This window comes from Pseudomonas sp. B14(2017) (genome assembly GCF_002113255.1).
GTDB lineage: Bacteria > Pseudomonadota > Gammaproteobacteria > Pseudomonadales > Pseudomonadaceae > Aquipseudomonas > Aquipseudomonas putida_Z.
Genome location: NZ_NEJY01000011.1, coordinates 64,430 through 83,097 on the forward strand (window position 1 = coordinate 64,430; position 18,668 = coordinate 83,097).

Here is an 18,668-nt window from a genome sequence, read left to right on the forward strand (position 1 = left end):
TACCGATGAATATTCCAAACCTGCTCACCGTTCTACGCGTCCTGCTCATCCCGATCTTCATCCTGCTGTTCTATGTGCCCTATCACTGGAGCTACATGGCCGCCAGCAGCGTGTTCGCCGTTGCCGCCGCCACCGACTGGCTGGACGGCTACCTGGCGCGCCGCCTGCAGCAGAGCACGCCGTTCGGTGCCTTCCTCGACCCTGTGGCCGACAAGCTGATGGTGGCGGTGGCCCTGGTGCTGCTGGTGCAGACCCACGCCAACTTCTGGCTGACCCTGCCGGCCGCGGTGATCATCGGCCGCGAGATCGTGGTTTCGGCGCTGCGCGAGTGGATGGCCGAGCTGGGCGCGCGGGCGCATGTGGCGGTGTCCAACCTCGGCAAGTGGAAAACCGCGGCGCAGATGCTCGCGCTGGTGATCCTGCTGGGCAACCCGCCAGCGGTGACCTTCTGGGTAATCCTCGGTTACGCGCTGCTGCTGGTGGCGGCGGGGCTGACCCTGTGGTCGATGGTGCACTACCTGCTGGCCGCCTGGCCGCACCTGCGCGAAGGCTCTGAGCAGAAATAAAAGTTTTTTTGAATCAAGGGGTTGACGCTGTTTTAGAAATCGCTAGAATGGCACCCATCACGACGCGGGAATAGCTCAGTTGGTAGAGCACGACCTTGCCAAGGTCGGGGTCGCGAGTTCGAGTCTCGTTTCCCGCTCCAAATATAGATTTACAGGGTTTCATGGAAGTCTGTAAATCATTGAAAAAAGACGCTTCGGCGTCTTTTTTCGTTTCAGTCAGATCCATCAGGATCCGCGGGCATTCGGGCCTTTCCAGGCTTTGTACGAAATCCCAAGAAACCCAATCACCGCCCCTCGAACGCTGAAACTTTGTAGAGTCCCCCCGCATCGACGGAAAGGCATTCTGTGATGGCTAAGCGTTGTGAATATTCGGACGAGGTGTGAGGTGTGGTCTCCGATCTTCTTCATCAAGCCCAGCAGCTACCGGCTGAAGGTGGGGGCGCCTGCAGCATCCACGAACTAGGGCAAAGCCCTGGTTTGGAGGCGATCGATGCCTGAAAATCGACTTTGCTGCGTCAAGAAGTTGCTTATTGCAGCTCGGGGAAAATTGTTAGAATTTTCCCGGTACAGCAACTTTGGTCATGAGGGCTTGGTTTCAGTGAATATTCTTTCAATTTCCCTTGCGTATTGTCTGGGGTAGGGTATTCGGATCTTTATTATGTATTCTGGTAGTTCGATTTTTCTCTTCGATATTATGTAGTATTCAATAGTGTGGCCGATTGGGAAATTTACCTTGGGGGCGTGATTGATTATATTGTCTCTGCCTCCATTTGGCTCTCTGTAGGTGGCTTGTTTTTTTATGATGTAAGCAATTAAATGTTTTTGGTGGTTTGATATGGCGTGCAGCAAATCTTCGCAAGAAAGCGAGGCATGTTGCATCCATTTTTCCATTAGATTTATAATGGGTTTGTGAACTTTTGAGCTTCTATCTATTTTCTCAGGGATGTGCTTGTCTAAGTCGTCAAGGAAGGTAGTGTAGGTGTCGGACTGCATAAGTTCGGAAAGTTTCATTTAAAATCCTTTGTAATTATTAGATCTCGCAATACCTCAATTAACTCACTCCCTGGGTGTCTGCAGGGATCTTTGGCTGCATGCTTCCAAGCTGTTACTTTTTCAAGGTTGTATGGGGTGTGAATGTGTTTGCCGTCGCGTTGAGGTCAGTGGCGGTGGTATAGCTCGATCGAGACGTTTCTATTTCTTTCCTCTTGGGTTTTGAAATGAAACTCTCTGACTCGAATTCTTGGGGCAAGGCCTAGGCGCACTCTGAACATATTTACTGGTGAGTACATGCCCTAGGCGCTGCTTTGAGGTGACAACTGTTGTCGTCATGAGATGCTTTTCCTGAACTCGTTAGGGTTATTTGATATCGGGTTGCTTTTTACTTGCTACGAAATATGCAAAGGCGTTATTCGTGAGGTACTTTCCATTTTGTCCGCTGTAATAACTAGCAGCGTCTGGCCATGCAAGGAAATTATTTTCTGGTTTTTCGGAAATGTTGCCGCTTTTGCGGTCAATTGAAAAAAGTTGCATCGCTCCCTTCCTAGCTATCTTAAATACTGTTTTTACAAACAAATCGGTTGCCGGGTCTTTCTTGGGGTCGTATGAAGCAGATAGTCTTCCATTTCGAAGGCAGGTGGGATCGTAGTCTGCTATGTTGGGTCTGATGTACTGGATGAGACCAGGGCCGATCGTCGCCCCGAAGTAGGAGTTTCTATCCTCGTTGGGGAATATATAATTTTTGCTGTATATGTGCTCTGGTAGTATTAGTTTGTTCCATATGGAGTGCTGTGGGCTGTCATTGTGGCATTCATTTAACGTGGGCATTATTTTGGGTGATCGCTCCTCCCATTTTCCTGTCTCGATAAATGTTATCTCGGGAAGTTGAGATAGCAGTTCTTTGGAGAAGCTAAGTTCATCGGCTTTCGTCATAAATACTAGGAGTGTTGGTGTTTTGTTGGCCATTATTGATTACCTTATTATGATTTGCCCGACTGGCATGTTGGTGGTGTCTAAAGATCCTGGGCTGGTAATTTTCCCTTTGACGATGGTGATTACGATAGCGCTAGGGTCTTGTTTCGTGATTCGGATGGCATTATCCCATTCGCGTTGTGACATTCCGTTGATTTTCCCTTTGTCCACTGTTTGAATGTATACGGTTCGGCCCTTGGCATCAGTGAATGTCATGTCTGTATATGAACCTCCCTTCCGACCTAATCCTCCAGGTAGAGGCTTTAAGTATGTCTCTCTAAGTTCAATGCCAGTCCCTGTCTGTCGTCCCCCTTGAGTATGCGACATAGGTGAGAGTTTATTGTCACGTAAGAACTGATCTCTAATTTGATCCATGTGACGTTTCGTTAGTGTATTCCCCCGGCGGCAAAGCCCCAGAGGGTCGATCCATGCGGCGGTGTTGGGGCCGTACTGGTAGAGGTTTATTCCACCTGCCAACCCTGCAGGATCCGGTGTGGTGAACCTTCCCACATCTGGATCATAAAATCTGAACGTGTTGTAGTGTAGCCCCGTCTCTCGGTCAAGGTACTGACCTTGGTATCGCAAATTCTGCTCGCGCTCTTGCTGTGGACTGCGCCATTCATCTCGTGTGGCTCCCCAACCGTGATAATCGATGCGCCACAATGTATGACCATCTTCATCCGTTAACTGTTCGGGCAACCCGGCCAAGTTGGAGTGGAAATGCCGTATTTCTTCTTCATTCAGATTCTCGTCTATACGTGCTAGTGGCTCATAGCTGTTAGGGCTCGCATAGATATAAAGGGTGGGCAGTGAGCTCTGTACTTCTTGTAGCAAGCGTAATCCCTGCCAGTGAAACAGCGTCCGGCATAATGGCTCAGCTTCGCCTGGCTTGTAGATCGCCTTGCTGACCCGTCGCCCCAGCGGGTCGTAGGAGAATACAATGCGTTCAACCTCACCATATCTCTCCTGCTCCAGGCACACCAGCCTATGTTCGGCGTCATACTCGAAGCGCTGCAACCGATGGCTACCGATTCGCTTCTCACTTAAGCGGCCAAAGCGGTCGTAGCGGTAGCGCTTGTCCTGATAGGCGAGGACACGGTTGTGCTCCAATAGTCCGTTGAGCTTTGGCCCGTCGAACATGTTTCCTGCCTTGTCGTACTTGAAATCCTCGACCTGTGTCGCCTGCCAGTTGAGACGTGCCTGTTGGACGGTTTGAAGTTGTTGGTTGGGATCGTAGCCATACCGATTGCTGCCTGTGTAGCTCCTACCCGTATGGGGTTGGTTGTGAAAGCGACCGATGACCTGTTCGAGGTGGGCATCTTCATCACTGGCAGCGCAGGACATGCCTTTGCGCTGGGTCTGAGTCAGCACTTCGGCGACAAGGTTGTCGCTGGCGTCATAACGATAGGTTTTGTCCAGTAATGGCAAAACTTCAGCGGGGGCATCGCGGTAGTGGATTGCCTTGCCACTCAAGCGCCCGCTTTTGTCATAACGGGTGCGCGTAATCAGGTTGCCTTGGGTGCGCATGACTTCGTCATGCTCGGCATCACGCTCAAAGTCACTAATGACCCGGCCGTCCAGATTGATCTGGTGCAGGTGCCCACTGCCGTAGTAGAGGTAATTGATATTGCGTTGATCGGGGAGGGTGAGCGTCTGCAGATTGCCCAACTCGTCGTAGAGATACTGCAACAGCCCGGCGCTGCTAGTTTCGCTCAACAGTTGCCCTGCGGGGTCGTAGGTGTATTCAAGCTGCTGTTCTTCACCCTGATTATTTGTGAAAGTGATGGACAACAGGTTGTCGGCGGTGTTGTAGCTGTAGTCGGTAATGCCATCCTCGGTGCGCTTGCTCAGCAGGCGGCCGACGGCATCACGTTCGAAGTCGTGGCGAATCGGCGTTGTTCGAGTTGCTGGGGCGTTCTCGGACAAAGGCGCTTGTTCATGGAGAGAGGGCACGTGGGTGAGGCTGGTGACCCCATCCAGCACGTCGTATTCATAAATGCGACCACTGCCATCCAGGTCTTCCTGCGCGATTAGGCGGTCCAGCTTGTCCCAACCAAAGCGATACGACTCATTATTCTCGTTGGTGAGCTGTAGCAGTCGGCCGTAGGCGTCATAGCGAAATCTTACGCTGTGACCCATGGCGTCCAGCCGTTCGACCATACGCCCGCTGCGGTCGTAGCGAAATTGCAGCTTCTTTTGCGCAGGATCGATGTAGCGCGTCAGCTGGCCGGCGGTATCAACTTCGTAGCGGTCGATACGACCATCGGGTCGTTCGCTTTCTATGAGATAGCCGCGAGCGTCATAGCGGAAGTGGGTCTGCTCTCCGCGGGCATTGATGCTTTCGCTCAGGCGGCCATGCAAGTCGTAGTGGTACAGCGTCTGGTTGTTGCTGCAGTCGCGATAGCTGAGCAACTGGCCACGGGTGTTCCAACCCAGGTGCTTGGTCTTTTCGAGGGCATCGGTGACGCGGGTAACACGACCTTCCGGGTTGTATTGATACTGTGTGCTCCGGCCCAGTGGGTCCTGCTCCCACAGCAAATTGCCATGAGCATCGTAGCCGCAGCGCCGGGTACGTCCTGCTCCGTCTGTGACCTGAACGGGCAAAGCCCAGTGGCGCAGATAGCTTATGCGTTCGCTTCGCCCAAGCGGGTCACGTGTCTCGATCAGACGCCCGATATCGTCATAGCTGTATTGCCACTCGCCGCCCTGTGGATCAGTTCGTTTGACCAACTGGCCGGCGACGATCTCTGCTTGCCAGCAGTTCCCAAGTGCATCGACGTGCTTGTAAACGTCGTACAGCGGGCCCCAGAAATAGCGGTCTATACGTCCCAGTCCGTCTGTTACGAGGGTTTCGCCTTCTTCGAGGTTGTACTCGAACTTGTACTCCTCCCCATCGCTACCCCAGTGGCGAACCACCCGCCATTCGTGGTCAGGTTGCGGTTCAAGTAACGGTGGCAGGCGATAGGGTGTGCCATTTGCTTTTACAGGCAAAGGGCGTTTTTCAGGGATGGTGTAGCGCTCCCACTCGTACTCGCGGACGGCGCCGCTGGCCAGTTGGTGACGCTTCAGATAGCCCTCTTCGGTATAACCGAAGTTACGCACCACCTGGCCCGTTGCATCCAGAACTTCTTGCAACTGGCCACTGTCGGTATAGCTGTAGCTGACCAGCAGCTCGTTCCGCTCGATAACGGGCTCACCGTTATTTGACAGGAAGAGCCGCGACACCTTGCATACGCGCCTTGTATGCGCAGCATCATAGTGAAGCTGGACAACCGTCTGGCCGTACTTGTCATAGAGTGCTTGAAGGCGACCTTGTTTGTCGTAAAGCACATCTACGTAATTGAGATTGCGGTCGCTCAGCCTGATGAGTCTTGAACGACTGGGCTCGTGCGGGTCGACATCAAAAACCTTGTAGCGCCCCTCATGAATGTCCTCGACAACTGTTTGGCCATCCTCCAACTGGAAGAACGCCAAGCCGTCCACAACACTGACAAAGGCATCGCCGGCGCGCAGGCGCCCGAGTTCCAGGCGATTGCCTTCTTCATCGACGTAAATCCACAACTCGCCGCCTTCAGGATGCGGGACGCGGACCAGTTCAACTTCATAGGGAACACTCCAGCCCTTTCCGAACAGGCCGCCGGTGCGTAAGTCTCTACTGTCGTAACTACGAGCCCATTGGATTCCCAGCAAGCCAGGTAAGTTGAAATCAACATCCTCCGGACCGTCCTGGAACTTGCTACCCGTGGCGACCGCAACGGGGTTGCCCAATTTACAACCTTTGATGCGCCCAAAACGTCGTGAAATGAGTATCCCCGCAATAATCCCGGTAAACATCGCAATCTTGCTCTTGCCATTGCGAATATCCCGAACCGTCGCTGTCCCGCCGCCAATGCGCACATTCGGCGATACTTTCTCATTCACATCGATCGTGGCATCGCAGGTGGTCTTGTCACCCGATCGCGCTGCAGGCTGGCCGTTGATGAAGACCTTGTCTGACCCTTGCGCAATATGGTTTTCGGGCAGAGGCGGGTGGCGGCTGCATGAAATCTTGTCCTGCTCTTTGGATTCCGCGCCAGGGTCCTTTGGCGTGGTGACGGGCGGGTTGAAGATGTCGCGTATCGCCATGCCCAGCCCCACCACGGGGAACAGGTAGGGCACCGCCGCCATGGCCATGGAACCCACGTTCTCCAGAATCGAAGGCTCTGCTTGCTCTGCGTCGGCCGCTCCCCCTCCTGGCGGCCCTGTGATACCGGCTGCGCGAGCGGCGGGCTTGCTGTTGACGAACACGTTGTGTGACCCGCTTTCGATCTTTCCATAGGGGTCGGGTGCATCCACGCTGTTGCCAAGGCTGTCGCAAAAGCGGGAGATGGCATCGCCGACAGTCTGGTCTTCACCGACCGAAAGGGTGCTCATCGCACCGACCGCCACCCCCGCAACGGCGGCGATGGCGATGCCAGCTGCGCCCCCCGTCGCGACAGTACCGACAACGGCCAGGCTGATAGCGGCAGCCACGGCGGCGGTGGCTGCGGCATAAATGACGGCCTCTGCAACTGCACTGACCATTTCGGCGATCAGGGACGGATGCAGGATTTCATCGCCCATGCGGGCGGCGTGAACGATCTGCGCCATGGCTTGCAAGCTCCAAAAGTTCTGAATGAGGTTGACCTGGGTGGTGAAGGGGTCAGGTGAACCGGAGCTGTTGTTTGATTGCGCGCCAGTGCTCGATGTCGTCGCTGCTCAAAGGGCTTGGCTTGCTGTAGTTGATCACCAGCAGCCGGTGCTGACCTGGGATCATGCAGGCGGCCTGGAGCTGGAAATTGGGCTTGTCCCCTACCTTGAATTCAATGGCCATTTCGCGGGCTTCGACGGAGTGCTCACCGCCCCCCAAACGCGCGATCTTCGTGGGTGTGATGGTCATTGCCCCGGACTTTTTTCGCAGCATCCGCAGTTGGTCATCGATGGCTTGGTCCAGGGTCTTGTCATTGGCAACGGGGCTGCGTGCCATTACCAACGTGGTGTCTCGGGCACGAAAGCGCAGCATGTTGAGCGTGAGGTCTTCAGGTGCTTCCTCGCCTAGATTGAGGATCAGGTCGTGAGTCAGGTATTCCGTCATTGCGGGAGTCCTTTCAGGAGGTCTTTACGTACGGGCAAGTGCAAGCAGCTACTTGAAATGCCCATCCACATCGGCTTTCAGTGCACTGCTATCGCGTCCATCCGCTGCGGCACCTGCCGCTCCGCCCTCAGGGTTGAGGTCGAGCTTCGCTGCGGGCGTGTTGATCTGTCCGGTCTGTTGCCCGGTGAGGTTGAAGGTCTCGCAGGTGATATTGAGCGTGCCGTTGGCCTGCATCTCGATCAGTGTCTTGCCGCACTTGAGGCGCAGGGTGTTGCCTGCTTCGATCTCGTAGTCGCCGGCGATGAGGTCGTTTTTGCCGCCGCCGACTTTCAGGGTGTCGTTGGCTTTCACCACGCGCAGGCGATTGCGGCCGATGGCAACGGACTCGTCCTGGCCAATGCTCTGGGTCCTATCAACACCGACGGTGAGAGACTGGTTGTTGTTGACCTGGGTGTTCTGGTCCTTCTGGGCATGGATGAACACCTCTTCCTTGCCCAGTTCGTCCTCAAAGCGCAGTTCATTGAAACCATCCCCCTTGTGGGTTTGGCTCTTGATGGTCATGCGGGTCTTGTGGTCTGGCAGATCGTACGGCGGGAGCTGATCACCACAGTAGGTACGCCCGGTAATCATCGGCTGGTCGGGGTCGCCATTGACGTACTGGATGATCACGTCCTGGCCGATGCGCGGGATCGCCATCGCGCCCCAGCTGCCACCGGCCCAGCCTTGCGACACGCGCACCCAGCAGGAGCTGAACTCGTTGTTCTGGCTTTCACGGTCCCAGGGAAAGCTGACCTTCACCCGGCCCCACTCATCGCAATAGATCTCTTCTCCCTTCGGGCCGACCACCGTAGCCATGTGCGGGCCGTCAACGCGTGGTTTTGACAGTGGGGCAGGGCGCCATTCGGTCCGGCCGGGGACCAGCACGGCGGTCTGCTCGTAGTGCGTGCTTACATCTGCGCCAGCGGCTTCTTCCTGCAGGCTGGTGAATTGTTTGCCTTTGTGGGTAACCGTGTTCACCCGCCAATGCGCGTTGAGGTCATCACGTGGGTGACCTGTCAGGGTGAAGCTCAGGCCCGGTTGCAGGCGAACATCGTCACCCTCAACCTCGGCAATACGCACATCGTGGCGCAACGCAGTGATGCGGTTTTCAGTGAACGGCTTGCCGACCGCATCGCGTTTGTAACGGCCTGGGTAATCGAAGAATTCGTACTCTTTGGACTGATGCTCCAGGAAGGGCCCGGCAGCTCTGTGTTCCTGGCGGTAGGCCGGGTTGGTAAAGGTGTAGTCGCGCTGAACCTGGCGAGCGGTGCGCACCTGTTCGCTGTAGCGCAAGCGGCGAAGGCACGGCATGGCTTGATCGCCACCGCCGGTGGCTTGGTACAGCACGCTGTCAGGGTCTACAGGCTCGTCGGCATCAAAGAAACCCTCGTCGTCATCCTCGGCCGTGATGGTCCCATGGCTGATCAGCCCGAATGACTGCAGCCGATCGGTAATGATCAGCTTGTGCAGCTTTTCACTGTGCGCAAAGCGGTAGACGAAGCCTTCTTCAGCAGCCAGGCGGGCGATGAACGCCAGGTCCGTCTCACCGGCCTGAACGCAGAACTCGCGAACCTGATGGTCCATGCTGGCGCGCAATTCGTACTGGTTGATGCCCTGGCGCTGGAGCATCAGCTCGAGAATTTGCGGGACGGTCTTTTGCTGGAAGATGCGCCAGTTCGAGCGCAGGTCGGCACGGGCCAGTAGGGGCTCGACCAGCGCGTGATAGTAGGTGCGGTAGAAGCCGCTTTCAGCCTGGCTGAAGCGGCTGACCAGGCCATGCACGTAGCGCACCGGGCGTTCGCCGTCCCAGATGGTAAAAAGTACGGGCTTGTCGAGCAGGTGGCCGAAGTCGATATCGTTTTCGAAGCTGATGAGTTTCAGCTCCAACTCGAAGGGCATGCTGATCCCCTCTCGGAGTTCGAACGACACCACTTCGAATTCAGCTTTTCCAACTAAGGGCTGGAAGCTGTAACGCAAATCAGATTGGCTAGGCATAAGCAATCCTTGTCCGCCGTCTGAGGTGACACCAAGTCCGGGCAGGAGCACCCACCCGGAGCATGTGCAGATATCAGGCGGCCGGTGCGCGCCAGTCGTCAGACCCTTCGGTGTTTGCGACATCGTGTGCCCAGGAGATCTTCCGATAGGCCAGCGCTACCTCGATCAGCTGGGTGTAGTTTTCGTTCTCCTTGTCTTGGGCGTGCGGCAGGACGGTGTTGATACTGACGATGGTGGCGTCCTCGAGCTTGGTGGTGAAAAAGTGCTCTTGCTTGCCCTCTACCGAGGTGCGATACCAATTGACTTCGACGCTAGGCAACATTTCGCCGGTAGCCAAAGCCTGATACATCAGCGGCGTCGCCTTGTTTAATGAGCTGGTGAAGACAAATGGTTTGTGTACGCGTTGTCCGGTGGGCTGGCCGCTCTGTGGGTCTGTGGGTGTGGTCACTTCATGCTTGATTTCCTGAACCAGGATTTCATCCTCGTGGCCTTGCTGGTAAACGTTGCCGACAGATTCAGCGGTGAAGGCCCCGGCCGTGATGTTGCCTTGAGTTTGACCAATCATCTTGATGTATGCGGGTGTAGCCATGGCAGTTTCTCCTGCGTCCATGTGGATAAAACACGCGCACCCAGGGTGGCGTGGCCATCGGGAACGATGGGCTTGTCAACGAAGCAAACGCTTCGCTAATTCGTTGAAATCCGTGGCGACACGCGCCGATCTGTTACTGCTGCAAGATGCCGTTCAGCGACTCCAGCACCTCGGTGGTAATGAGGTGCAGGCGGTAGCTGTAGATGCCGTACGCCACCGCCATGGCGAGGGCGGAAATGACCAACGGGCTCCACCACGGCCATTGCCGGTTCATGCGGAAGTTGCTTGGGGCGACGTTGGTGTACGGGTCGCAGACGGTCTCCGGAGTCGGGCCGCGCAGTTCTCGGATAATCCCGTGGAGTTGGTGTATCAATGCGTTGAGGGATTCTTCGCCCTTCGGCGCGATGGCGTACTTGCCCTTCAAACCAAGGCACAGCGCGAAGTACATGAACTCCAGCACGTCCTGATAACGTTTGGGTTCCTGCATGAGGCGCGACAGTATGGTGAAGACTTTCTCTCCACCCCAGGTTTCGTCGTGGAAAATGCTGAGCAGGGGTTCCTGGCTCCAGCAGCTGGTTTTACCCCAAGGCCTGTCCATGACAGCTTCATCGATGAAAAGGCAAAGACCGTATGAGTACGCCAGCAACTGAGCGGGCTCGTAGCCGTGCTGGCGCATCTCTTCCCGCACGTTTTCGATCTGGTTGCGCACCTGCTGGTGCACCTCCTTGATGTTGGGCAGCGCATCCAGTGTGCGCAGGCGTATCACCAGGCCGAACAGCGGCGCGGCTGCATCCAGCATCAGGTTGTCGTAGCCGCCACGTAGCTGGAAGTCTGGGTCTGCCGGGTAGCCTTCATACACCGGCTCTGCCTTCGGCTTTCGCTCAGCGCCATCAGCCGCTGTTGGTGCGGGTGAGTCGTTGGACAATGACGCCTCGAGCATCGCGTGCAGTTGCTCGCTTTCGACCTGTTCGGCATCAGTTGGGGGGCTGTTTTCTTCTTTCATTTCATTCACTCCTGATCGCCCAGAACTGCAGTTCCAGCCCCGGGAACTCCCCCGCGACATGGATACCGAAGCCACTGGATGCCTCCATGCCCGCCCAGGCCGGGGTGCGACGGTCCAGCTCGAAGTAGGTGAAGCCTGCATGGAAGGGCAGATCCCGAGGAGCCACGGGCAGCGGCACCAGCGGAATACCTGGCAGCTGCAGCGGCACTACCTCGTTCAACGACTCCAGGGAGACGACCTTTGCCTTCTGCACGAACATCCGACGCAATGTCTGAGGCGGCATGTGGGCTCGCACTGCCAGAATGAAGTCGGCCTCGTCGATCAGGCGCCGATCCTCCAGCGTGGTTGTCAGCAAGCCGTACTCCAGCGTCTCCAGCGGCAGCGAAACGGCGCGGGGTTGCAGCACCGTGCTCAGTGCCCGGCGTAGCGTGTCCTCCAGCGGCTTGAAGGAGGTGCGCAGCGCGGTATGGTGATAGGCGGGGTATTCCTGTGGCAGCCGGCTCTCGTCGGTAAACGTCACGAACTCGCCACAGGCCTGGCTCATGCACAGGTACAACTGTTCGGGGTGGGTCTGCCCCTGTCTGGCCAGATGCTGGAAGCATGGCCACCAGCGGTTCATGGCCTGCAGCAGATTGAAGTCGCGAATGTCGGCGATGCCGGACTGCCCTGAGGCGCCAATGCGGGCGGCGAGGTTGCGCGCACGTTCGCGCAGGGAGTTGGTGATTTCTTCCAGATACCGTTGCAGCGCGGGTACGGCGCGCACTGAAACGCTGGTGGGATAGAAGCCTTCATCCAGTTGCAGGCTGCCATCGGGGCGCCGTTCCAGAATGCGCGTTACGGCCAGGCGGGTGTAGGCGCTGCTGTCGTCGGCCTTGCGTTTGAGCTGCAGGTTGGGCACCGCCAGGTCAACCTGCACCAGGTCACCGTCGGCGCTGTGCGTGTCCTTGATTTCCAGGGCCTGGGCGCTGTAACGGAAGTTGGCGGGGTTATCGGGCCAGCTTACTTCACGGCCACCTTCGGTGCGCAGCGGCAGGCACAGGTAGATCTCGCTGTCTTTCGCGCCGTCGTCTTCGATTTCCAGCGGTGGCGGTGGTGGCAGGTCTGCAGGGATATCGAACACCGTGCCGTCCGGCATGATGCCCCGTGCACGGGTGATGGCGACCTTGCCCAGGCTCAGATACTCGTCGTTCAACTGCAGCTCGCTGAAGCCATAGAAAGCTGCATTCAGGCTGCCAAGACGTTGATGCAGGGCCGCTTCGGCGGCACGGGCGGCCTGCTGGAAATGCTGTGGTTTGACGAACAGGCCTTCCGGCCACAGCACAGGGTTACGTGAACTCATGAGCGCTCCATGTCAGCGTGAGTAAGCGAGAAGGGCAGGGTTACAGGCGCCATCAGTCTTCCTCCTTGAGCAGGAGCTGCGTGTCGTTGAGCAACACCGACAGGATGATCTGGTGCCCGCGGGGCGGAATGCGCAGCACCTGGCTCCAGGTGGCATTTTCCTGGTTCCGGTAGTCGGCGATCACCGCGACGAAGCGCGTTTCGGGCTCGATGGGCGCAAAGGGGATGAACTTGAACTGGCCAGGGCGCAGTAGGTAATCGTCATCGCGTATGTAGGTGCTGCGCAGCGCCTCGGCAGGGTCCTTGTCCAGCAGTTCGTAAACGCTGTTGCGCAAGAGAGAGTCGTCGCGCAGTTGCAGGATCTTCACGGCCATGGGCGTAGCGACGGGCTCGGCGGCCACGGTGGTGGTGCGCGGCAAGGTCAGCACCACGGTAGGGTCGTCGTAGCTGCCCGGGGTACTTTCTTCCATGGGGGAGCGCGCCGGATCCTCGCCATCGTCAACTGGCGAATCGACGGGTGACATGGCCGGGAATTGTTCCTGCAGGTACTCGAACAGGGCCCCGACTTTTTCGGTCAGCACGTAGGGGTCGCCTGCACTCAGGCTGACCGCGTAAGGGCTGGGCTCCACAACCGGCCCGGGCTCGGGCGCCACCTCAAGGCTGTTCGGGTTGCCATTGAGCGTTGGGCTGGCGTTGATGCTGAACGCGACCTGGGTGGGGTGTTCCCCGGGCGGTCCGACGGGCAATGACGGGTCCATCACCACCTGGCCAATCTTGCTCAGGGACGTGCAACCCGAGAGCCCGATCAGCGCCGTCAGCAGGCCGGCCACGCATGTTGGACGCATCATGGGCGTTCTCCTGCAATCAGCCGTTCCAGTGGGCTCTGCTGCGCCGGCGCTGCCTCGGTGTCCAGTGCCGCCAAGGGGTCGTTGCCCATGCCCGGTTCGAATGCCGAGCAGATGTCCGCGACAGCCTGGGGGGCGGTTGCAGCGGCATGACAAGCCTCGGGTGGAACATCCAGCAACCAGTGATCAAGGGTTCTCTGTTCAGGGCTGAACAGGTCCTCCAGTGAGCGTGCATCGGCCTGCGCAAGCTGGGCCTGCAGCCGATAGGCGCCAATGCGCAACTGGTCACCCTCGAGCAGGCGCCTGGCGGTAAGCGACCCCAGGCTGTGGAGGCTGTCGTTCAGGTAGGTACGCTGACAGCGATCGATGACGCAGAAGCTGCCCTCGATCCAGCGGATCTCGCAATGGATCGGTGCAACGCTCTGCTCACGGTCGTTGATCTGCCAGGTGGCCTTCGCGCTGCCGATGGTGCCGCCTGTGCGATCGAACTGATGTCGGGCAGTGACGTTGTGTTGCAACTGATCCAGGTTGGTGATGCTCAAGGTCAAAGTGCTCATGAGCGCCCCCGGAACCGCACCACAGGGCTGCTCTGGCCGTGACGGTCATCGACGAAGCTGGTCCAGCCCAGGTAGGCACCCAGGCTACGGTGCAGGCAGAAGGGCGGCAGTGCGTTCTGCTTCAGGCGCAGCTCCAGGTCGTAGGCCAGGCCATCACGCAGCAGGAAGTCGATCAATGCCCGTAACCGGCCGAAGTTGATGCCGCTGGGCAGCAGGTCACGCAATTGCGCTGGGTCGAGTTCGCTGATCACGATGGTGAACTTGCTGCTGCGTGTTCGCGTGCGGCTGCCCACCATGAAAGTGCTGCCCAGTTCGCCGTTGCTGCGGCCAAGGCTGACCAGTTGCCTGGCGGCAGTGGGGACCGAGCGGGTTTCGAACTCGCGGATCTGTACCTGCTTCAAGTCGAAGCAGTGGGCGATGATGCCGGCGACCGTGCCCGGCGCACGGCTGCGGCTGGCAATGACGCCGGCGAAACTGAGCAGCCGGCTCCACGGCAGTGCCGTGTCCCCGCGCAACTGTCTGTCATTCAACCCGAGCAGGGCAAAGATGTACTGGGAGAACCCATCGGTAGCTCCCGGCTGAAAGCGGATGTAGTAGCGATATTTACGCCAGATGCGATGCAGCAGGCTGAGCAGGTAGTGGTTGAAGAAATCGAAGAACGCCGGCCGTACACCGATGCCCTGTGCATGCTCGTATGCCACCTGCTCCAGGTAATAGGTGGGCAACGGCGAGTCGGTGCCATGCAAACCCATGAAGGTGGTGCACACGCGATAGCGGTCAGCTTCCCCGGGCATGCGTTCGACCTTGGATATGTCGGAAACCGGGAAACTCAGCCGCGGGTCACTGGCAAGCCGCACCCTCAACCGGGTGGCCTGATCTGGCCAGCGTGGTTCCAGGTCATCCCCGTGCAAGCCGTGCAGGCGTTCCAGCAACTGGAAGAAGTTGTACTGGTGCGCCTCGGCGAACAGCTTGTCGGCTAGATCAGCGGTTGTTTGCCGGTCTGGATTGGCCATGTGTAGTGCTCGTTGTTGGTGGTGTTGATCACTTCCAGTTGGTGGAAGGAATTGATGCTGGCGTACAGGGCGAAGAAGTGCGCGAGCACGCAACCGAACAGGTACAGGTCGCCTTCGCAGAGGAATGCGCTTTGATCCAGCTTCAGCCGCGTGCGCAAGCCACGAATGGGCTGGCCCTTGATCAGCCAGTCCAGCGGCTCTGTTTGCACATCACGGATGCCATCGAGGCGTTTGCGGGTGGTGCGTGTCCGCTGGATGTCGTGCAAGGCCGCGAAGTCGTAAGCGCGGATGACCGCTTTCAGCGGCTCGGCCGAGAGCAGCGACAGGTAGTTGAGCGACATGTTGGAGATCAGGGCCCACTGCAACTGGCCATCCAGCACCGGCCGGTAGGGGCGGGTGGGGGCACGGATGTTGGTATAGGTGGCCAGGGGCGGCGTGATCTCGGTGAGCACGTTGATGTCATCGATACCCAACGCCAGCGGCAGGTCGCGGTTGGTGCAGGTCAGGTCGATGGACGCTGTTTCCAGTTCGCCGATGTAGGCGTTGGCATCGGCGCGCACGAAAGCGATGCGGTGGGTGACGCCATCGCCGCGCAGGGAGTCCTCGAGTGTGTAGCTGTAGTACAGCGCCGTGCGCCCTTGCACATGCTCGATCTCATGGGCGAACGACTCGAAGGGGCGGAAGGTTCTCAGGTGCTCGCCGGTACTTCCGTCAGTCGTGGTGCGGGTGCTGATGACCCGATCGACACTGAAGATTTCATAGGCGTGCCGCTCCTTGCCTCTGGGCACAAGCTCGACCTGGGCGGGCCGGTTGGACAGGTCGATGGGCTCGGCGCTGTGGCTGAGCAGGTTCACTGCCGGGGTGCAGAACAGGCTGAAGTCTGCTTTGCCAACACGCAGCGAATCCGGTAACTGTCGGGTGAAGTGAAACTCGAGGTCGACCCGCTGAGTCGCTTGATCAGGCCAGATTTTCTCCAGGCCGGTGATGCTGACGAAGTGGAAACGCTCGGGAAATACGAAGTACTCCTGCAGGATCCGGTAACCGTCAAAGACGTTCTGTGGGTAAGGCAGCAGCGCTTCGTCCGGGCTGAAGCCTGGGAACACGATGCTGCTGGCCGGCAGCCGGCGTACCCCGCCATTGACTGTCACGCAGACATGCTTGAGGTATTGAGCGATCCACAGGTACAGCGTGCGGGCAGTTTGGGTATCACCGCTCAGGTGAAAGTCGAGGCTGGCGCAGCCCAGGGTGTTCAGCGGCCGCTCGACCAAGGTTTGCAGGCCGATGCGAACCACCGAACTGTCGAGTGTCTGGGTTGCGTTCACCGACTCGATCTCGAACGGGTGAATGTCCACCGCCGTGCAGGTGCGGAATTCGCAGGGCACCCCATCCACGGGGCTGGAGAACAACCGCGAGCCTTTGGCGATGGGTTGCGACTGGCTGAGCGCTTGCTTGCGCGGCGTGAACTGGATGATCGTGGCGCTCGGCAGGGGCCGCAGGTAGTTGGGCCACAGCAACTGCAGCATGGGGTGCGTCAGCTCGGGCAGGTCGTCCTCCAGCTTGAGCCGCAGTTTGGCCGTGAGGAATGCAAAGGCTTCCATCAGGCGTTCGACATCCGGGTCGCTGCCACCCTTGCCGAGCAGGCGGGCAAGTTGTGGGTTGTCCTGGGCGAAGTCGTTCCCCAGTTCATGGAGGTAACGCAACTCTTCGCTGAATCGGTCCTTGAGTGACATAGGTCACCTCACTCGGGTGTGGCGGTTATGGCCATTGACCAGCAGCTCCAGTTGCAGCTGCTCCGTGTGGTTGTTGACCTGCACGTGGCAGTCCAGCCTGAAATGCAGTTCCAGCGGGGCATGGCAATCGGGGACGGCCTTGAGCGCGCGCACGTGCACACGCGGCTCAAAGCGCTGAATGGTGCGGCGGATATCCGCGCTCACCTGTTTCAGCAGGTCGCCGCTGCTTGCGTCATGCCCGTTGAAGTCACTCAGGCCCAGCTCAGGGCTGCTTTGCGAGCAACCTTGGCGAGCATTGAGCAGCGTTTCCAGGTGGCGCTTGATGGCGGCGAACTTATGGGTAGCGTTCTCTTGCCTGGAGGGCACCCGGCTTGCGAGTTGATCCGTCACCAAACGGTCGAAAAATCCACTCATTGGGTATCAAGCCGACCGACCAGGGAGATCTCGAAATTCGCCCCCATGTACTTGAAGTGCGGGCGCACGGCGAGCGAGACCTGATACCAGCCCGGGTCGCCGGCAACGTCCGACACCTCGACCCTTGCAGCACGCAATGGGCGACGGCTGCGCACATCGGCTGACGGGTTCTCCTGGTCGGCGACGTACTGCCTGATCCATTTGTTCAGTTCGGACTCAAGGTCCTTGCGCTCTTTCCAGCTACCGATCTGCTCGCGCTGCAGCACTTTGATGTAGTGGGCCAACCGGTTGACGATGAACAGATAGGGCAGCTGGGTGCCGAGCTTGTAGTTGGTTTGCGCTTGCAGGCCTTCCGGGGTCTTGGGGAAGTTCTTCGGCTTCTGTACCGAGTTGGCCGAGAAGAACGCGGCGTTGTCGCTGTCCTTGCGCATGGTCAGGGCGATGAAGCCCTCTTCGGCCAGCTCGAACTCCTTGCGGTCGGAGATCAGGACTTCGGTCGGAATCTTGGCCTGCAGCTGACCCAGTGACTCGTACAGGTGCACCGGCAGGTCCTCGACGGCACCACCCGACTGCGGGCCGATGATGTTCGGGCACCAGCGGTAGCGGGCAAAGCTGTCATTGATGCAGCTGGCCAGCAGGAAGGCGGAGTTGCCCCACAGATAGTTGTCGTGCCGCCCGGCGATGTCCTCGTCGTAGGTGAAGCTCTGGACCGGGTTTTCTTGCGGGTGATAGGCAGAGCGGAGCATGAATCGCGGCCCGGTCAGCCCGGTATGACGGGCATCCTCGCTTTCACGGAACGCACGCCACTTGGCATGCCGGGGGCCGGCGAAAATGTCCTTGATCTCCTTCAGATTGGGCAGCTCTTCAAAGCTGCTCAGGTTGAAGAACTCAGGAGAGGGCGCCGCGAGAAAAGGTGCGTGTGCCATGGCACCGACCGAGGCCATGTAACTCAGCAGTTTTATATCGGGAGAAGAGGGGCCGAAGCTGTAGTTGCCAACCATCGCTGCAACGGGTTCACCACCAAATTGGCCATAACCTGCGGTGTAAACATGCTTGTAGATGCCGCTGCAAGTGATGTCGGCGGCATTCTCGAAGTCATCGAGCAAGTCATCTTTGCTGACATGCAAGACTTCAAGCTTGATGTTCTCGCGGAAGTCGGTTCGGTCGACCAAAAGTTTGAGGCTGCGCCACGCGGATTCAAGTTGCTGGAACTCGGGCTGATGCAGGATGGCATCCATCTGCCTGCTGAGCACCCGATCCAGTTCAGCGATCATCTGGTCGACGCGATGTTTGTTGATGAGTTGATCAGGGTCATGGCTTTTAAGGATTTCGGCGATAAAAGCAGATACACCCTGGCGAGCGACTTGATAGCCCTCTTGAGTAGGCACCAACTTGGTTTCTGCCATGATCTGGTCGAGCAGGGTGGCGTTGCTCAGTGTTTCGGTTGTTGTTTCAACCGCGACGGTCGTGCTGTTTTGCTTTGGCATGGGGACGCTCC

Annotated in this window: 15 protein-coding genes and 1 tRNA gene; 2 read left to right on the forward strand and 14 right to left on the reverse strand. The window is 58.1% G+C overall.

The genetic code is table 11. The features are described 5' to 3' along the window. Nucleotides 1-5: 5 nt before the first annotated feature. Nucleotides 6-566, forward strand: a complete 561-nt coding sequence (gene pgsA / locus CAG34_RS13185) for a CDP-diacylglycerol--glycerol-3-phosphate 3-phosphatidyltransferase (protein ID WP_025339908.1) — start codon at nt 6-8, stop codon at nt 564-566. A gap of 64 nt (nt 567-630) precedes the next feature. Beyond that, a tRNA-Gly gene (locus CAG34_RS13190) sits at nt 631-706 on the forward strand. Between the two features lie 439 nt (nt 707-1,145). On the opposite strand, the gene CAG34_RS29000 is transcribed toward CAG34_RS13190, so the two are convergent. The 14 genes from CAG34_RS29000 to tssC form a co-directional block, all read right to left on the reverse strand. After that, nucleotides 1,146-1,577: a hypothetical protein gene (locus tag CAG34_RS29000; RefSeq protein ID WP_178076926.1), complete on the reverse strand. Its 432-nt coding sequence runs from the start codon at nt 1,575-1,577 to the stop codon at nt 1,146-1,148. A gap of 345 nt (nt 1,578-1,922) precedes the next feature. Beyond that, a complete protein-coding gene (locus CAG34_RS28045; RefSeq protein ID WP_139833460.1) occupies nt 1,923-2,528 on the reverse strand; it encodes a hypothetical protein in 606 nt (201 codons plus the stop codon). 6 nt (nt 2,529-2,534) lie between these two features. Continuing rightward, nucleotides 2,535-7,163, reverse strand: coding sequence for an RHS repeat-associated core domain-containing protein (locus CAG34_RS13200; RefSeq protein WP_256573552.1), 4,629 nt, complete (start codon nt 7,161-7,163; stop codon nt 2,535-2,537). Between the two features lie 52 nt (nt 7,164-7,215). Then, nucleotides 7,216-7,647, reverse strand: a complete 432-nt coding sequence (locus CAG34_RS13205; protein WP_025339904.1) for a DcrB-related protein — start codon at nt 7,645-7,647, stop codon at nt 7,216-7,218. A 48-nt stretch (nt 7,648-7,695) separates the two neighbouring features. After that, nucleotides 7,696-9,681, reverse strand: coding sequence for a type VI secretion system Vgr family protein (locus CAG34_RS13210; RefSeq protein WP_085590441.1), 1,986 nt, complete (start codon nt 9,679-9,681; stop codon nt 7,696-7,698). A 73-nt stretch (nt 9,682-9,754) separates the two neighbouring features. Next, entirely contained in the window at nt 9,755-10,270 is a 516-nt protein-coding gene (locus CAG34_RS13215) for an Hcp family type VI secretion system effector (protein ID WP_085590443.1), read from the reverse strand. Between the two features lie 133 nt (nt 10,271-10,403). Then, the gene (icmH, locus tag CAG34_RS13220) at nt 10,404-11,273 is read right to left on the reverse strand and encodes a type IVB secretion system protein IcmH/DotU (protein WP_085590445.1); all 870 of its coding nucleotides are present in this window, start codon (nt 11,271-11,273) and stop codon (nt 10,404-10,406) included. Between the two features lies 1 nt (nt 11,274). Beyond that, nucleotides 11,275-12,612: a type VI secretion system baseplate subunit TssK gene (gene tssK, locus CAG34_RS13225; RefSeq protein WP_085590447.1), complete on the reverse strand. Its 1,338-nt coding sequence runs from the start codon at nt 12,610-12,612 to the stop codon at nt 11,275-11,277. Nucleotides 12,613-12,664: 52 nt separating this feature from the next. Next, nucleotides 12,665-13,459: a type VI secretion system lipoprotein TssJ gene (gene tssJ / locus CAG34_RS13230; protein ID WP_085590449.1), complete on the reverse strand. Its 795-nt coding sequence runs from the start codon at nt 13,457-13,459 to the stop codon at nt 12,665-12,667. Continuing rightward, on the reverse strand, nt 13,456-14,013 hold the full coding sequence (locus tag CAG34_RS13235; protein ID WP_085590451.1) for an FHA domain-containing protein: 558 nt from the start codon (nt 14,011-14,013) through the stop codon (nt 13,456-13,458). Before CAG34_RS13235 ends, tssJ begins: the two co-directional genes overlap by 4 nt. Then, nucleotides 14,010-15,026: a type VI secretion system baseplate subunit TssG gene (gene tssG / locus CAG34_RS13240; RefSeq protein WP_085590453.1), complete on the reverse strand. Its 1,017-nt coding sequence runs from the start codon at nt 15,024-15,026 to the stop codon at nt 14,010-14,012. Before tssG ends, CAG34_RS13235 begins: the two co-directional genes overlap by 4 nt. After that, nucleotides 14,990-16,756 carry a type VI secretion system baseplate subunit TssF gene (gene tssF, locus CAG34_RS13245; protein ID WP_085590455.1) on the reverse strand — a complete coding sequence of 589 codons (1,767 nt, stop codon included), beginning with the start codon at nt 16,754-16,756 and terminating at the stop codon, nt 14,990-14,992. The genes tssG and tssF overlap by 37 nt, the downstream gene beginning before the upstream one ends. Before the next feature lie 3 nt (nt 16,757-16,759). Beyond that, complete coding sequence (gene tssE, locus CAG34_RS13250) at nt 16,760-17,170, reverse strand: type VI secretion system baseplate subunit TssE (RefSeq protein WP_085590457.1); 411 nt, start codon at nt 17,168-17,170, stop codon at nt 16,760-16,762. Beyond that, nucleotides 17,167-18,657, reverse strand: coding sequence for a type VI secretion system contractile sheath large subunit (gene tssC, locus CAG34_RS13255; RefSeq protein ID WP_025339894.1), 1,491 nt, complete (start codon nt 18,655-18,657; stop codon nt 17,167-17,169). The genes tssE and tssC overlap by 4 nt, the downstream gene beginning before the upstream one ends. Between the last annotated feature and the right edge of the window lie 11 nt (nt 18,658-18,668).

Excerpts from the sequence above, each read along its gene's own strand:
- CAG34_RS13200 (WP_256573552.1), bottom strand. The coding sequence starts at position 7,163 with ATGGCGCAGATCGTTCACGCCGCCCGCATGGGCGATGAAATCCTGCAT.
- tssC (WP_025339894.1), bottom strand. The coding sequence starts at position 18,657 with ATGCCAAAGCAAAACAGCACGACCGTCGCGGTTGAAACAACAACCGAA.
- tssF (WP_085590455.1), bottom strand. The coding sequence starts at position 16,756 with ATGTCACTCAAGGACCGATTCAGCGAAGAGTTGCGTTACCTCCATGAA.
- icmH (WP_085590445.1), bottom strand. The coding sequence starts at position 11,273 with ATGAAAGAAGAAAACAGCCCCCCAACTGATGCCGAACAGGTCGAAAGC.
- tssE (WP_085590457.1), bottom strand. The coding sequence starts at position 17,170 with ATGAGTGGATTTTTCGACCGTTTGGTGACGGATCAACTCGCAAGCCGG.
- CAG34_RS28045 (WP_139833460.1), bottom strand. The coding sequence starts at position 2,528 with ATGGCCAACAAAACACCAACACTCCTAGTATTTATGACGAAAGCCGAT.
- CAG34_RS13215 (WP_085590443.1), bottom strand. The coding sequence starts at position 10,270 with ATGGCTACACCCGCATACATCAAGATGATTGGTCAAACTCAAGGCAAC.
- CAG34_RS13210 (WP_085590441.1), bottom strand. The coding sequence starts at position 9,681 with ATGCCTAGCCAATCTGATTTGCGTTACAGCTTCCAGCCCTTAGTTGGA.
- CAG34_RS13205 (WP_025339904.1), bottom strand. The coding sequence starts at position 7,647 with ATGACGGAATACCTGACTCACGACCTGATCCTCAATCTAGGCGAGGAA.
- pgsA (WP_025339908.1), top strand. The coding sequence starts at position 6 with ATGAATATTCCAAACCTGCTCACCGTTCTACGCGTCCTGCTCATCCCG.
- tssJ (WP_085590449.1), bottom strand. The coding sequence starts at position 13,459 with ATGATGCGTCCAACATGCGTGGCCGGCCTGCTGACGGCGCTGATCGGG.
- CAG34_RS29000 (WP_178076926.1), bottom strand. The coding sequence starts at position 1,577 with ATGAAACTTTCCGAACTTATGCAGTCCGACACCTACACTACCTTCCTT.
- tssK (WP_085590447.1), bottom strand. The coding sequence starts at position 12,612 with ATGAGTTCACGTAACCCTGTGCTGTGGCCGGAAGGCCTGTTCGTCAAA.
- tssG (WP_085590453.1), bottom strand. The coding sequence starts at position 15,026 with ATGGCCAATCCAGACCGGCAAACAACCGCTGATCTAGCCGACAAGCTG.
- CAG34_RS13235 (WP_085590451.1), bottom strand. The coding sequence starts at position 14,013 with ATGAGCACTTTGACCTTGAGCATCACCAACCTGGATCAGTTGCAACAC.